11 protein-coding genes are annotated in these 14,024 nt (G+C 54.4%); 8 read left to right on the top strand and 3 right to left on the bottom strand.

What is annotated here, in order from left to right; translation table 11 throughout:
• Positions 1-125: 125 nt before the first annotated feature.
• The 4 genes from CJP46_RS23340 to CJP46_RS23325 all read left to right on the top strand — a co-directional run bounded on the left by CJP46_RS23340 (position 126) and on the right by CJP46_RS23325 (position 4,674).
• Positions 126-821 (top strand): response regulator transcription factor, encoded by a 696-nt coding sequence (locus CJP46_RS23340; RefSeq protein ID WP_094598024.1) that lies wholly within the window; start codon positions 126-128, stop codon positions 819-821.
• 2 nt (positions 822-823) lie between these two features.
• Positions 824-1,828, top strand: coding sequence for a sensor histidine kinase (locus CJP46_RS23335; protein WP_179281310.1), 1,005 nt, complete (start codon positions 824-826; stop codon positions 1,826-1,828).
• Positions 1,829-1,991: 163 nt separating this feature from the next.
• Positions 1,992-2,765, top strand: a complete 774-nt coding sequence (locus CJP46_RS23330) for an ABC transporter ATP-binding protein (RefSeq protein ID WP_094598022.1) — start codon at positions 1,992-1,994, stop codon at positions 2,763-2,765.
• Positions 2,740-4,674, top strand: a complete 1,935-nt coding sequence (locus tag CJP46_RS23325; protein WP_094598021.1) for an ABC transporter permease — start codon at positions 2,740-2,742, stop codon at positions 4,672-4,674. Before CJP46_RS23330 ends, CJP46_RS23325 begins: the two co-directional genes overlap by 26 nt.
• A gap of 85 nt (positions 4,675-4,759) precedes the next feature.
• Here CJP46_RS23325 and CJP46_RS23320 read toward each other — a convergent pair whose 3' ends face one another.
• A complete protein-coding gene (locus tag CJP46_RS23320) occupies positions 4,760-5,809 on the bottom strand; it encodes a CotH kinase family protein (RefSeq protein ID WP_094598020.1) in 1,050 nt (349 codons plus the stop codon).
• A 349-nt stretch (positions 5,810-6,158) separates the two neighbouring features.
• Between CJP46_RS23320 and CJP46_RS37180 the strand changes: the two genes are divergently transcribed.
• The 4 genes from CJP46_RS37180 to CJP46_RS23300 all read left to right on the top strand — a co-directional run bounded on the left by CJP46_RS37180 (position 6,159) and on the right by CJP46_RS23300 (position 12,105).
• Entirely contained in the window at positions 6,159-6,908 is a 750-nt protein-coding gene (locus tag CJP46_RS37180) for a hypothetical protein (RefSeq protein WP_256992487.1), read from the top strand.
• A 205-nt stretch (positions 6,909-7,113) separates the two neighbouring features.
• Positions 7,114-8,463, top strand: a complete 1,350-nt coding sequence (locus CJP46_RS23310; protein ID WP_094598018.1) for an arsenic transporter — start codon at positions 7,114-7,116, stop codon at positions 8,461-8,463.
• Between the two features lie 13 nt (positions 8,464-8,476).
• Positions 8,477-9,139 (top strand): DUF2642 domain-containing protein, encoded by a 663-nt coding sequence (locus CJP46_RS23305; protein ID WP_094598017.1) that lies wholly within the window; start codon positions 8,477-8,479, stop codon positions 9,137-9,139.
• A 338-nt stretch (positions 9,140-9,477) separates the two neighbouring features.
• Positions 9,478-12,105, top strand: coding sequence for a winged helix-turn-helix domain-containing protein (locus CJP46_RS23300; protein WP_094598016.1), 2,628 nt, complete (start codon positions 9,478-9,480; stop codon positions 12,103-12,105).
• Here CJP46_RS23300 and CJP46_RS23295 read toward each other — a convergent pair.
• Positions 12,074-13,348: a sensor histidine kinase gene (locus tag CJP46_RS23295; protein WP_306431075.1), complete on the bottom strand. Its 1,275-nt coding sequence runs from the start codon at positions 13,346-13,348 to the stop codon at positions 12,074-12,076. The two genes, CJP46_RS23300 and CJP46_RS23295, sit on opposite strands and share 32 nt — an antisense overlap.
• On the bottom strand, positions 13,345-14,019 hold the full coding sequence (locus CJP46_RS23290; protein ID WP_094598015.1) for a response regulator transcription factor: 675 nt from the start codon (positions 14,017-14,019) through the stop codon (positions 13,345-13,347). Before CJP46_RS23290 ends, CJP46_RS23295 begins: the two co-directional genes overlap by 4 nt.
• Positions 14,020-14,024 lie beyond the last annotated feature (5 nt).

Genomic DNA, 14,024 nt, shown 5'->3' with positions numbered 1-14,024 from the left:
TCTATGTCCCCGTTTCCCGTCCAGAACCTGGGGCCGCCTGAATCCCACAATGGTTTACGTGTATAATGATACTGAGCTATTGATTGCCAGAGTACGAGTACTGTTTTCATAAGGAGAATTCAATCATGTATAAAATATTGATCGTCGAAGACGATCCGAAAATAGCCGGTCTGCTCCAATCCCATATCCAAAAATACGGAGACGAGGGCATCGTGATTCACGATTTCGACCGTGTGCTGGACGAGTTTACGGCGGCTGCCCCCCACATCGTCCTGCTCGATGTCAATCTGCCAAGCTTCGACGGCTACTACTGGTGCCGGCAGATCCGCCAGGTATCGACCTGCCCGATCATTTTCATTTCAGCCCGAAACGAAAAAATGGACCAGGTCATGGCCCTAGAGAACGGCGGCGACGACTATATCACGAAGCCTTTTCACTACGAAATCGTGATGGCCAAAATCCGCAGCCAGCTCCGCCGGGTTTACGGGGATTACGCCGCAGGCGGCGAACGGACCGTGGAACAGGCTGGGCTCGTCCTGTATCCCGAACGGATGGAGCTGAAGCTGGGAGACAAGCGGATTTCCCTGACCCGGAAGGAAACGATCCTGATCGAAACCTTGCTGGAGCGCAGTCCGCGTCTGGTCTCTCGGGAGACTATCCTCGAGAAGCTGTGGGACGACACGTTTGTGGACGACAACACCTTGAGCGTCAATATTACCCGCGTCCGCAAAAGGTTGGCGGAGCTGGGCATCGGGGAGGCGCTGGAAACGGTGCGCGGCTCGGGCTACCGCTTGAGTTTGCCACGGAAGGATGAGACATGACGTTGAAGCTCTTTATTCGCGACCATATTCCGCTGCTCCTGTTCACCTTACTGGAGCTCCTGGCCGTCGTGGCCGTGTTCTGGTTTGACGGATACGACCATCCGCTCACGGCGCTCTATGGCGTTTTTCTCGGCTTGTTTATTTTTGCCGGATATCTCCTCTTTCGTTTCTTCAGCCAGCGGCTGCTGTACATGCGCCTGTCCCGTCCTTTCGAAGCCTTGAACGAGTCCATCGCTGCAGGCGGTACCGCCCCGGTGTCCCAAGCCTTTAACCACTTGCTGGAGACGCAGTACCGGCATTACCAGAACCTCCTTCAAACTTGGGAGCGCAAGCAGCAGGAGCATCTGACTTTCATGAACCAGTGGGTGCATCAGATGAAGACGCCGGTATCCGTCATCGAAATGATTACGCAGGGCGAGGACGATGAGCGTCTGCTCAGCATATCCGAGGAAACGGACCGCATCCGGCGCGGTCTGGAGATGGTGCTGTACGTGTCCCGTCTCGAAACCTTTGAGCAAGACTTCAGCGTGGAGCCCGTCGGTCTCAGGCAGGCCGTGAACGAGACGGTGCATGAGCTCAAGCGGTATTTTATCCGCAGCCATGTGTATCCGGAAGTTCAGGTGGAAGACGGCCTTACGGTGCAGACCGATGCCAAATGGATGCGGTTCATCCTGGAGCAGCTGTTGTCCAACGCCATAAAATATGCCGCCGGCACCGGCAGCAAAATTACGGTCTCCGCCAATATCGAACACGATCGTTCCTTGACTCTGGAAATCCGGGACAGGGGTGTCGGCATTCCAAAGGCGGATCTCGGAAGGGTGTTCCGTCCGTTCTACACGGGCGAGAACGGGCGCAGGTTCAAAGAATCCACGGGCATGGGGCTGTATCTCGTGAAAGAGGTCGCGGACAAGCTGGGTCACGGCATTCGCATCGAATCGGCGCCCGGGGAAGGGACGGCGGTCCGCCTCCATTTCGAGCGTTCGCAGGTACAGGCGCGGAATCGGTGATTCCGGCGCCTTTTTGCCGCGCTTCCGGATTGGGCCAGCGGGCGGTGCCGCAAACTTACATCCGTGTAAGTTTGCTGAAAGGTCCATCCATAGGAGATTTCGGAACCATCGCTTACACTGGACCTATATGAACCCCGCAAAGCGAAGAAAAGGAGTGCTTCGGATGACGGACATTTTATCCGCTAAAAATATTGGCAAGATCTATAAAGGCATGGTTTCCTACGAAGCTCTGTCCAACATCGATTTAACGATCCAGGAAGGCGAGTTCGTCGGCATCATGGGGCCGTCCGGCAGCGGAAAAACGACCCTGCTGAACATCGTGTCGACCATCGACCGCCCGACCTCGGGTGAAATCTATATCGGTGGGGAAGACCCGTACCGCTTGTCACAGGACCAGCTGGCACTGTTCCGCCGCCGGGAGCTGGGCTTCGTCTTTCAGTCGTTTAATCTGCTTCATACGCTGACGGTGAAGGAAAACATTATACTGCCGTTAACGCTGGATGGGATCAACGTGCAGGAAATGAACGACCGGGTCGCCTTGCTGGCCGAGAAACTTGGCATTACCTCGATCCTGGATAAGCGAACCTACGAGATATCCGGGGGGCAGGCGCAGCGAACCGCGATCGCGCGGGCGCTGATCCACCGGCCCAAGCTGCTGCTGGCCGATGAACCGACAGGCAACCTGGACTCCAAGGCGGCGCGCGACGTGATGGAAATACTGGAGAAGCGCAATCAGGAGGACGGGGCCACGATGCTGCTCGTCACCCATGATCCGGTGGCGGCGAGCTACTGTCACCGCGTCATTTTTATCAAAGACGGGCAGCTGTACAACGAAATCCATGACGGGGATAACCGTGCGGCGTTCTACCAAAAGATCATCAACGTGCTGTCGCTGCTGGGAGGGAACGGACATGAATTTTCGCCAGTTCGCCTTTAATAACGTCTTCCGCAACAAGCGGGCGTACGTCGCCCATTTTCTTAGCAGCGCCTTCTCGGTCATGATCTTTTTCGTCTATGCCCTGCTGCTCTTTCATCCCGACCTGAAGGGAAATATCGTGTCCTCCAGCGGGACGCTGAGCATGCTCGGCACCATGGGGCTGCGGGTATCCCAGTATATCGTGTTCATTTTCTCGTTCTTTTTCCTGCTGTACTCGGCGTCATCGTTTATTAAACTGCGCAAAAAGGAATTCGGCATTCTGCTCCTGCTCGGCATGTCCCGCAAACAGCTGAACCGGATGCTGTTTCTCGAAAATATCGCGATCGGCGTCGCTGCCATCATCGCCGGGATCATCGTCGGGGCCGTGTTCTCGAAGCTGATCCTGCTCATCTCCGCCTCGATGCTGGCGATCGTCGACGGACTGCCCTTTTACCTCCCGGGAAAAGCGATCCTGCTGACGGCCGGGGCGTACTTGATTCTGTTCCTGCTGGTCGCTTCCTTTACCTCGGTGATGACCCGAAAGGGTACGCTCATCGAGCTGATCAAAGCGGAGGATAAGCCCAAGCCTGAGCCGAAGGCATCGGTCCTGCTGTCCGTTCTGTCGGCGCTGCTGATCTTGCTCGGCTACGCCTGCGTGTTCCTGTTCGTGCTGCGCCGAATGTTCTCATTCCTGCTGCTGCTCGGCGGCGTTGCGCTGGTCATCGTCGGTACGTACTTCCTGTTCTCCCAGCTTAGTGTGTACGTGATGAGAGCCATGAAGAATCGGCCCCGTTTCTTCCTCAAGCGGACGAACCTGCTGACGATTTCCGAGCTGATCTACCGGATGCGGGACAATGCCGTGATGTTCTTTATGGTCGCGGTCATTTCCGCCACTGCCTTTACCGGGATCGGAACCGCGCTGGCCATCGGCGATCCCGGGCTCGCCGCGATGAAGAACCCGTACGCGTTCACGTACGATTCATACAACGAGCCGGATAATAAAAACCCGTTTGAGCAGAAGCATGTCCGCCTGGTTGAAGACACGCTCCGGAGAGAGGGTTTTGACTACCGCAAAGTATCCTACACCCCGACTTATTCGGATAACGGGTTCATGCTGATCAAGCTGGACGATTACAACCGCCTGGCCGCAGCCCTGGGCTACGAGCAGGAGACGCTCCGTGAAGGGGAAGCGTTCGCCACGCCTTCGACGATCACACAAACCAGCGAATTCAAGCTGGACGGATTAACCCAGGACAGCCTGACCTTGACGAAGGAAAGCTCGGAAGTGACCCTGCATCTGCTCAAAGCGCTGCCGCATATCGTCGTACCCAATACCACCAACGTGTATGTCGTTTCCGATGCAGACTATGCGAAGATGAACGCCGGCAATTTGCTCAAAATCGTCTCTGTGCAGTTTGTCGTCCCGGACTGGCATCACACGCTGCGCATCGCGCAGGAACTCCGTGACGCCATTAATAATGACGTCGATGAGTCGGGATATATGAATTACAACTTCCAGGCGCTCGTCATCGACTGGGTCCAATCCCGGCAACTGAACGGCTTGCTGCTGATCGTCAGCGGGCTCGTCGGGATCGTGTTCTTCACCTTCGCCGCGAGCTTCATCTACTTCCGGCTGTATGCCGACCTGGCCCGGGACGAAGAGCAGTACCGGATGATCTCCAAGGTGGGCTTAAGCCGGAAGGAATTGGGGCGAACCGTCTCGAGACAGCTGCTGCTGATGTTCTTCCTGCCGATGCTGGTAGCGGTCATCCACAGCACCGTCGCCTTTCTGGCCCTGCAGCAGCTGGTCGACTTCTCCGTCGCTTCGCATACGCTGGCCATCTTCGCCACGTTCCTGGCGATCCAGGTCGTCTATTATTGGATCACGCGCTGGCGTTATTTGAATCATCTGCATCAGAAGATGATTTGAAGCTGGTTAAATCCCATGGAGCAAGCCCTGGTACGTTTGAGCGTGCCAGGGCTTGTGTTATGTAGCCAGGGGAGCCAAGGCTCGCTCAAAGCTGCTCCATATCATTCTTGATATCCCGGCGTCGGTCTTCAATATATTCCCTGATGACACCCGGTTCCGAGTCAAACATATCGGTGTCCCATTTATATTTGCGATCATCATAAATGTCCTGTGCAATGGTTCTGTGCATTTTCTTGACCACAGGCATCAGGCGGGACACGGTAAAAGTGGATTCCAGCGCCCGCTCAAGGATCCGCTTATACTTCTGTCTGTACGCCCTGTAAGCCAGTACTTTTCCAGTCAGCACGTTGTATCCCTTAATCCTGACCAGATCGGATTTCACAGCTTTACCATAGCAGTTTCTGCCCCATGTGCCCTCATAATCCCAAGGAATCATTCCGTACATGTTGCGCTTGCCGTATTCGAATATTGTATAGTTCTGGAGGAACCCGTCGTAATTTCCCGTAAGCACTGCCCCGCATAACCAGCGTAAATAATTGTCCATATCCAGGCGCTGCTGAAGATAATCGTTTAGTTCGGTTCCTTTTTTCCGGTTAATGCTTCGGATGAAGTCGCTGAGACGGACCCTGTCCGTTTCGTTGCCTTTAATCAAAGCGTATCCTGACAGCAATCTATTTGCCTTCGTATTTTTTCCCGCCATTGCAAAGTCAGCGCTATCATTGACCGCATAAATAATGCTTCGCGCATGGAGCCCCCTTTTCCGGAAAAATGCAGACTTCACCGCCTCGATTCTTAAATATACCCCTTCCTTCTCTCCATTCATATAAAGCACGCAGTGCTTCGTCGAGGGGCTGGGGACGCCAAGCACATTAAAATAATGAAAAGATAGAGCGTTTCTCATCAGGGAAGGATCATCGTGTTCCGCGTTAAAGTGGTATGTCACCTTGGCCGTCCGAATCTCATAGGATTTCTTCGGATATTCTCGGGTGTGGCCCCCGCGGTAACGGATGCGAATCGGAGTCCTCCGGCCATTCATACTCATCGTTCCACTGACAAACGAGTCGGACCATATGTTACTCTCCAGCTTTTTCATCGCCGAATCCTTTAACTCGATCCGGTAGACAGGCAGACCCATACCGTAACCGCCCTTCTAGATTGAACCGCCTGAGCAAACGACCTTGCCCCGCCCACTGGGCTGAGCATAGCATGATCATCATCCCCATTTAGGCTTTGTTCAACCTATGCGCCCCAGGCAGTTCACGTAAGGGCTGGCGCCTCTCTAGTTTAAAAACTATTCGGCAGACATAAAAAGATAGACTCCGGTTTGATTTCGGATAATCTAGTATTTTCGGCTAGTCCCCTTTTTTGCAAGACACATATAAATAGATTACAGATAGACTCGAAGGACAAATAAAGCCCTTCACGAGACTATCCAAACTATCTTGGAAGGGGTAATTGGTATGTCGTTAGCAGGTCTTAACACAATGAACTCCATTGGGAGCGAGGTGAAAATCAATCGCGGCGGGCCCGATTCGATCGTAGGTGTTCTGGTGGGCGTACAACACGGTTACCTGGCCGTTGCGACGAAAGAGGGCATCGTCTATGTCAACAGCACCCATATCAAAAGCATGAGCAGCACAGGCAAATCCGGAGGGGCAAAAGCCATGACGGCGGACCCGATTATGGCAGGAAATTTCACTGAATTGCTGCATATGCTCCGCTACCAACACGTACAGATTAACCGCGGCGGACCCGAAAAAATCGAAGGCGTGGTTGCGGATGTAAATCACTCCACATTGACGCTGGTAGCCAAAAAGGATGAAGTCATCAGTATTCCGATATTCCACGTAAAATCCGTTATGGTAATCGGCTCGAACACCAGTGGAGGAAACAAAAACAAGAGCGGCGGTAACAAAAACCAATCCAAAGGCAACCAAACCAAAGGCAATCAAACCAAAGGCAACCAGACCAAAGGCAACCAGACCAAAGGCAACAAAACCAAGGGTAACCAAACCAAGGGCAACAAAACCATGGGCAACAAAACCATGGGCAACCAAACCAAAGGCAACCAAACCATGGGCAACCAAACCAAAGGCAACAAAACCATGGGCAACCAAACCAAAGGCAACCAAACTGGCGGCAATATGACAAGAGGTGCCATGGAATGGGCTAACCGATCCTGGAGAAAGACCACCAAAAACCGTACGGTACGCAAGCGTAAAATCAGTAAATAAGCCATGACTGAACTCAATAAAATAGACCCTTCGCGTTGAATCCAATCCACAAAGGGGGGAATAAACCATGTATGTATTTATTGCAGTTTTACTTGCCGGAATCCCGTTGTACTGGATGATACGTCCAGGAAAGGTCACACGGACCGCAGATCCAGTCATTCAACCAATATCCAGCGTTCTCCCCCTGGGAGGTGAGTCAAAGTAAATGTCTGACTACCAAATGTGGTTAACAGTCGGCGTATTTGCCATCACCGTCATTTTCTTGATGTGGCGCCCCCGCGGGATCAACGAATCCATTTCAACCACCGCTGGAGCATTTATTCTGCTCGCCGCCGGGGTCGTCCCTTTATCGGACCTGCTCACCATTTTTAACATCGTTTCCGGAGCCGCTGTGACGATTCTGTCTACGATCGTGATGTCCCTGGTGCTGGACAGCGTCGGTGTTTTTCGCTGGGTTGCTCTCAACCTGATTGAACGGGTAAACGGTTCCGGCCGAAAGCTGTTCTGGTATGTGATACTGCTTTGCTTTCTAATGACGATTTTCTTTAATAACGATGGCAGTATACTGATCACAACGCCCATCATTATTCAAATCTGCTCGATGCTGAAATTAAAGCCGCATCAAAAAATACCGTATCTCATTTCCGGAGCGCTCATCGCAACGGCATCCAGCGCACCGATCGGCGTAAGCAACCTCGCGAATCTCATTGCGCTTAATATCGTAGGCCTGGACCTGAACAGCTATACACTGATTATGTTCGTCCCCTCCATGATCGGGATCGCAACGATCGCCATGCTGCTCTACCTCTACTTCCGCAAACAGATTCCCGTTACCATCTCCCGTTACCCCGCCCCCGCCCGTGACTATTCATTGGTTAACATACACCCGCTTCAACAGCCAACCGAATCCAGAACCCAAATCGACTGGTGGCTGTTTCGTGTCAGCATCTTCATCGTAGTCCTCTTCCGGGCAGGTTTTTTTCTAGCAGCAAGCTTGGGTATCCCGCTCGAGTATGTCGCGATCACCGGGGCTGCACTCATCGTCTTCGTCCGCTGGTATCGGACAAGAACAGGGATCAAGGACATCGTCACGAAGACGCCTTGGCATATCCTGCTGTTCGCCTTCAGCATCTATATTATCGTCAAAAGCCTGGATAACGCCGGGTTAACCGCCGCTTTAATCAACGGATTACAACCTTTTGCCGGCATGGGTGAAGCCAGCCTGATCGCCGCTTTCGGACTTTTGTTGACCCTATTGTCCAATATCGTGAATAACCTGCCGTCCGTCATGATCGGAACTTTAGCGGTGCTCGGCATGGGACTTGATCCGCAGCATGTCCATCTCGCTTATATGGCAACGATTATCGGGAGCGACATCGGTTCGCTGTTGACGCCCGTCGGAACCCTCGCTACCTTGATATGGATGTTCATGTTAAGAAGCAGCAAAATTCATATCACATGGAAGCAGTATATGCGCGTTACGTTCATTGTGATCCCCGTCGGTCTAATTGTCAGCCTCGCTAGCCTTTATCTCTGGACCCAATATGTCATATGAAAGGAGGTAAGCTATGGAGTCCATCCGTTCTCTACTTGGAAAAACAATAGAATTAAAGATCTCGGGCTATAAAATCCCGATCATCGGTGAACTCATTGATGTCGGCAGTGATATTTTGGTCCTCTACTCGGAAAACAGATATATTTACACTCCGGTACACCATCTTCAGCACATGAAGGTCATTGAGGAGGCCGAGGATTCGTCCCATGTCAACAAAGAACCCATTCTTGACCATGCCCATATTTCTTTTCGCAAGATGCTGATGAATGCAAGAGGAATATTTACGGAAATCCATCTTGGCGGCGCCAGCTCGATTCATGGGTATGTAACCAGCATTATGAATGATTATTTCCTCTTCTACTCCCCTGTTCACCATACTGTGTATATCCCGCTGCATCACGTGAAATATTTGTCTCCGTACCCTCCGAATATGACCCCCTATGATTTGAGCGATTCGCATTTCCCCGTGCAGCCGGCCGCACCGACCTTATCACGGAACTTGGAACAGCAGCTTGAAAAATTCCAAAATTGTCTGGTCGTGTTCGATTTGGGTGAATCCCCCCTCAAAGCCGGGCTCCTCAAAAAAGTAGACAGTCATATTATTGAGCTGATCGAAGCGGGAGGCGAAACCATCCTTCTTCACACCGATCATATCAAATCCATTCATCTCCCCTAACCAAAAACAGCCAATGCAGAGCATGCTCTGGTTGGCTGTTTTTGCATAACTGCCGGAATCAAGAGGGGATCCGGTTCCGATTTTTAGGGGAAGGTTTGCGGCAGAGTTCTGAGGGAGGGGGCTCTAGGGGCAGGAGCTAGGGCGATGCATGTGGAGAATGGCGTGTTTTCTTAGCTGGGATGACCGGCTCATCTTCTCGGATTTCCGATCTGCGCATATTTTAACCGAAGAACCTGCCTTTGACGATTAACGAAAGTTAACGGATCGGCATTTTTTTTATATAATGAGAGAAAAAGTACGGAAAAGGCATCCATTTTGTCGGAAATTTGGAGGATACGATGTTCACGCGGACCGATTCTATCATTTTAAAAACAAAAATCACCCTGCCTCTCCCGAAGGATGACTTGGTCGATAGGGACCGCCTGCTCCACTCCCTGTCCGATGGCGTTCATGGCAGACTCACCTTGATCTACGCCCCCGCGGGTTCGGGCAAAACCACCCTGCTGACGCAATGGGCTCGAAGCCGTAGCGAAAGCTGCGCCTGGCTTGCGCTGGACGAACGCGACAACGATCCGGTCCGGTTCTGGCGCTATGCGGCCTTTGCGTTAGCCGAGGTCCTGCCGGCCCCGGCAGCCCCGCGAATGCTGGAGTTGGCCGATGCCCTGCCCGCCCTGTCGGCAGACGCCTTCCTGGATGCGGTGATGAATGAGCTTCATGGGCTATCCGGGCCTGTAAAGCTCGTATTTGACGATTATCATCTGATAGAGGATGACCGCATTCATGACAGCCTGTCATACCTGATCGACTATATGCCTCCCACGCTCCATGTGATGATCGCGAGCCGCAAGGAAGTGCCCTTCAGAACGGCAAAGTGGCTCTCCAAACGGGAATGCAGCGTCATTGACGCCGGCGGACTCCAGTTTACCCGGGAAGAGACCGAACAGTTCTACCAGAAGTCCGGCATCATGCGGCTGACCCCGCGGCAAATCGACCGGATTGCGGAACGGACCGAGGGATGGGCAGCCGGCCTGCAGCTGGCTTCGCTATCGTTAAGAACGGCCGAGGACGTGGACCGATGGATCGATGGCTTCTACGGGAATCACAGGAACGTCGCCGACTATCTGTTTCACGAGGTTCTCTCGCAGCTTCCTCCCGACCTGAAGTCCTTCGTGCTGACGACGGCCATCCTCGACCGGATGAATGCGGGCATGTGCGGCCTGCTGACGGGTGAACCTGCCAGCGGGGACAAGCTTGACGCGGCCCGCAGGCTGGGTTTGTTCCTCGTCCCGCTGGATCCGCAGCATGAATGGTTCCGCTACCACCATTTATTCGCCGGTTTTGTCCGGGAACATCTCAAGCGGCATCAGCCGGAAGAGTGGATACGGCTGAACCGGCTGGCGGGCAAGGGCTTTGCGTCCCGCGAATTGCTGGACGAAGCCGTAGACCACGCCATGGCAGCCGGAGATTACGCCGAAGCGGACCGCCTGCTCGAGCGGCATATTCCGGCCGTGCTGGAGCGCGGGGAAGTTTCCGTCCTGCTGCACTGGTTCGAAGGATTCCCGCCAGCGCATAAGCTGCCATTGGAGCTGTCGCTCCTGTACGCCTTTGTGCTGGTGCTTACCGGGCGCTTCGGCGAGGCTGAGGATAAACTCGGATCCTTGGAGACGTCGTCCCGGCAACTGGAAGCTTCGGAGCGGTTGAAGCAGCTGCAGAGCGGCATCCTGTTCGTCCGCTCCAATCTGATGTTCGCAAGCGGAGACTTCGCGAATTGGTTTGCCTTTATCGGCACCATGCTGGACGACATTCTGCCGGCTGATCCGACTTACTATATGTTTAACTACAACAAAACCGAGCCATTGGTGAGACGGACCGCGCTGGGGTTAAAAGGAGTCCTGTCCGCGGATACGGAAAAAATCGGCACGCTGTTCATGGGTGTGCTCGCCGCCCATGGCTGGCAGCGGTCGCTCATCCACCTGTACGTGAAGCAGTCGCTGGTTGAAGGATATTATGAATGGAACCGTCTCGACGAATGCCGCGGGTTGCTCCAGGAGATGACGATCCTGACCGATGGCTTGAACGTGCCGGGGCTGCTCGTCCCCATGCTGCTCATGAAGGCCCGACTGCTTGTTGCGGACGAGCGGACCGCTCTGGCACATGACGTGATCGACGAGGTGCTGGAGGCCCCGCTCTCATCTTCTGCCGGCTGGGGCACGCCCTGGTCCAATCATCTGACGGCATTCAAAATACGCATACATCTTGCGGACGGGCAAATGACGGCCGCCAAGAAGCTGATGGCCCGACTCGGGCTGTCCGCCAAGGACAAGCCGACTTTTCAGCGGGAGTATGAATTGATGACGCTCGTGCGCCTGCTTGGCAAGCAGCGGAAGGAGAACGAGGCGCTGCGGATTCTGGAGCACCTGCTGCCCCAGTCCGAGCGGGAACAGCTCGTTTCCAGCATCCTCGAAAACCACATCCTGCAGGCGCTGCTCAATGAACAGCTGGGGCAAAAAACAGCCGCCCTCCGCCACCTCCATACTGCATTGTTCCTGGGGGAACAAAACGGGTATATCCGGAGTTTCGTGGATGAGGGCAAGCCGCTGATGCTTCTGCTTGGCCGGTATGAGGCCGCCGTACTGCGTGGAGAGCTTGGCGGTAGTCAGAATGACTTTGGAGCCGGACTCCCGGGAGAAGTATCCAGGGACTATGTCCGCGCGCTTCTGGAGCAATTCCCCATGGCCCGGGAGGAAACGGCTGCCGCTTCGACCACGGCGGAACCGCTGAGCCGCAGCGAATCGGAGCTGCTCCGGCTGATCGGCCAAGGGGCCAGCAATAAGGAGATGGCCGCCGAAATGGCGCTGTCAGAAGGGACCATTAAGGTCTACTTATCCCGCCTGTATGAGAAATTAGGGGTTTCCTCGCGAACCCAGGCACTCGTCACGGCCCGTCAGCTCGGTCTGCTGTCTTAGGCAGCCTGACCGTCATCTCCGTGCCTTCTCCCGGAGCGCTTTGAACCGAGACGCTGCCGCCGTGCATCTGCACGATTTTCTGAATAATCGAGAGTCCCAGCCCGCTTCCCCCGCCGGAACGGGTTCTTGATTTATCCGCTTTAAAAAATCTTTCGAAAATATGCTCGAGATCCTCGGCCGAGATGCCAATCCCCGAGTCCTTGACGCGAACGACCGCTTCCTGCCCGCTTTCCTCGAGAAAAACCTGAACCGTTCCGCCCTCCGGCGTAAACTTAATCGCATTATGGAGCAGATTCACCCAGACCTGGCTGAGCAAATCCTGATCCGCATCGATCGTCATGGGCACAAACTCTACGGACATATCCAGGTCTTTGCCCTGCCATTGGGGCTCGCAGGCGAGAACGAGCGTCTGAAGCTGTTTGTCCAGCCGGATCGGTTCGGCGTGAAACGGATGCTTGTCGGAATCCAGCGATGCCAGACGCAGCATGTTCTCCGACAGCCGCGAGAGCCGCACGCTCTCCTCTTCAATAATGTTCAAGTAATGGTCCCGCTGGCCGGGGCTCAGGTTCTCCTCCCGCAGCACCCGGGCAAAACCGCCGATCGAGGTCAGCGGGGACTGAATCTCGTGGGACACGTTCGAAATAAACTCCTGGCGCATATGCTCCAGGTTGTTCAGGTCGGCGGCCATATTGTTGATCCCTTTAACAATCCCGCCCCAATGTTCACCGCCGCCGTAGTCCGGAATTTCCACTTTGAAATCGCCCAGGGAGATCCGTTTCAGCGCATCGATGACCAATTGGTAAAACTCCGTCTGCTTCCGCCGCCCAAACCGCGATATGATCGAGATGGAGACACCGAATATGACAAATCCCAGCACCGAGTTCAACAGCTGCCTCACGAGGGGGGAGATGTGCCAGCGAAGGCCATGCGTCAAATAGAACGCAGCGGTCCAGCAAACGACGAGTGCAGACATCACCAGGAGCATGAAAAAGATAATCCGAACACGCAGCCACAAGCTCGGCGGCTCGCCGTCCATGCCCCGAATCTCATCCTCTCTCCGCTTCGCAGTTTCCTTCCGCTTCCTTCTTCGCTCTTCCTTCCGGAGCAGCTGAGCTTCCTGCCGGTCCGCCGGCTTCGCCCCGCTCTCGAGGTTCAAACGCTGCCAGGTCTCGTTATGTTCCCGGTCCCGGCGGAGCCTTGGCCGTTCCCGCTTCTCGTCCGATTCCCGCTCCCGTCCGTTCATGACAGCACCTCGAGCCGGTAGCCGAGGCCGCGGATCGTGCGGATCTGAAAGCGGTCCTGCTGGTCGGCAAACCGTTCCCGCAGCCGCTTGATGTGCACATCGACGGTCCGTTCATCGCCTTCGTAATCATAACCCCAAATATGCTCAATGATTTGGTCCCGGGCAAACGTCTTGCCCGGATAACTGCCGAGCAAAAACAGCAGCTCGAACTCCTTCAAAGGGAGCGTCAGCGCAGCCGATCCTGCGTAGCATTCGTACGTTTTACGATTCAGGCGCACGTCGCCGAACTGAATTTCCTGAGAGACCGATATTTTATAACGCTTGAGCAGCGCCTTCACCCGGACGGTCAGCTCAAGTGGGTCAAACGGCTTGACAAGATAGTCGTCGGTCCCCAGCTCAAACCCTTTGACCTTTTGCGAAGTCTCGCCCTTGGCCGTCAGCATCAGCAGCGGGATGTCATAGGCCGCATCCAGTTCGCGGCACAGCTCCCAGCCGTCCATGCCCGGCATCATAATATCGAGGATGACCAGATCGGCCTTGAACGACTCCATCGCCTCCAACGCTTCGTTCCCGTTAGCCGCCTCCGCTACCGTATAACCCTCATTCTTCAGCAGATGGCTGACCAGCTCCCGGATATGGGGATCGTCGTCTACAACCAGTATATGAGCCATGTCGC

It is taken from the genome of Paenibacillus sp. XY044, from assembly GCF_002257645.1.
Taxonomy (GTDB): domain Bacteria; phylum Bacillota; class Bacilli; order Paenibacillales; family Paenibacillaceae; genus Paenibacillus_AQ.
This window is presented reverse-complemented; position numbering and strand designations above follow the sequence as displayed.

Coding starts and splice junctions, on each gene's coding strand:
- CJP46_RS23340 (WP_094598024.1), top strand. CDS start 126: ATGTATAAAATATTGATCGTCGAAGACGATCCGAAAATAGCCGGTCTG.
- CJP46_RS23330 (WP_094598022.1), top strand. CDS start 1,992: ATGACGGACATTTTATCCGCTAAAAATATTGGCAAGATCTATAAAGGC.
- CJP46_RS23325 (WP_094598021.1), top strand. CDS start 2,740: ATGAATTTTCGCCAGTTCGCCTTTAATAACGTCTTCCGCAACAAGCGG.
- CJP46_RS23320 (WP_094598020.1), bottom strand. CDS start 5,809: ATGGGTCTGCCTGTCTACCGGATCGAGTTAAAGGATTCGGCGATGAAA.
- CJP46_RS37180 (WP_256992487.1), top strand. CDS start 6,159: ATGAACTCCATTGGGAGCGAGGTGAAAATCAATCGCGGCGGGCCCGAT.
- CJP46_RS23310 (WP_094598018.1), top strand. CDS start 7,114: ATGTCTGACTACCAAATGTGGTTAACAGTCGGCGTATTTGCCATCACC.
- CJP46_RS23305 (WP_094598017.1), top strand. CDS start 8,477: ATGGAGTCCATCCGTTCTCTACTTGGAAAAACAATAGAATTAAAGATC.
- CJP46_RS23300 (WP_094598016.1), top strand. CDS start 9,478: ATGTTCACGCGGACCGATTCTATCATTTTAAAAACAAAAATCACCCTG.
- CJP46_RS23295 (WP_306431075.1), bottom strand. CDS start 13,348: ATGAACGGACGGGAGCGGGAATCGGACGAGAAGCGGGAACGGCCAAGG.
- CJP46_RS23290 (WP_094598015.1), bottom strand. CDS start 14,019: ATGGCTCATATACTGGTTGTAGACGACGATCCCCATATCCGGGAGCTG.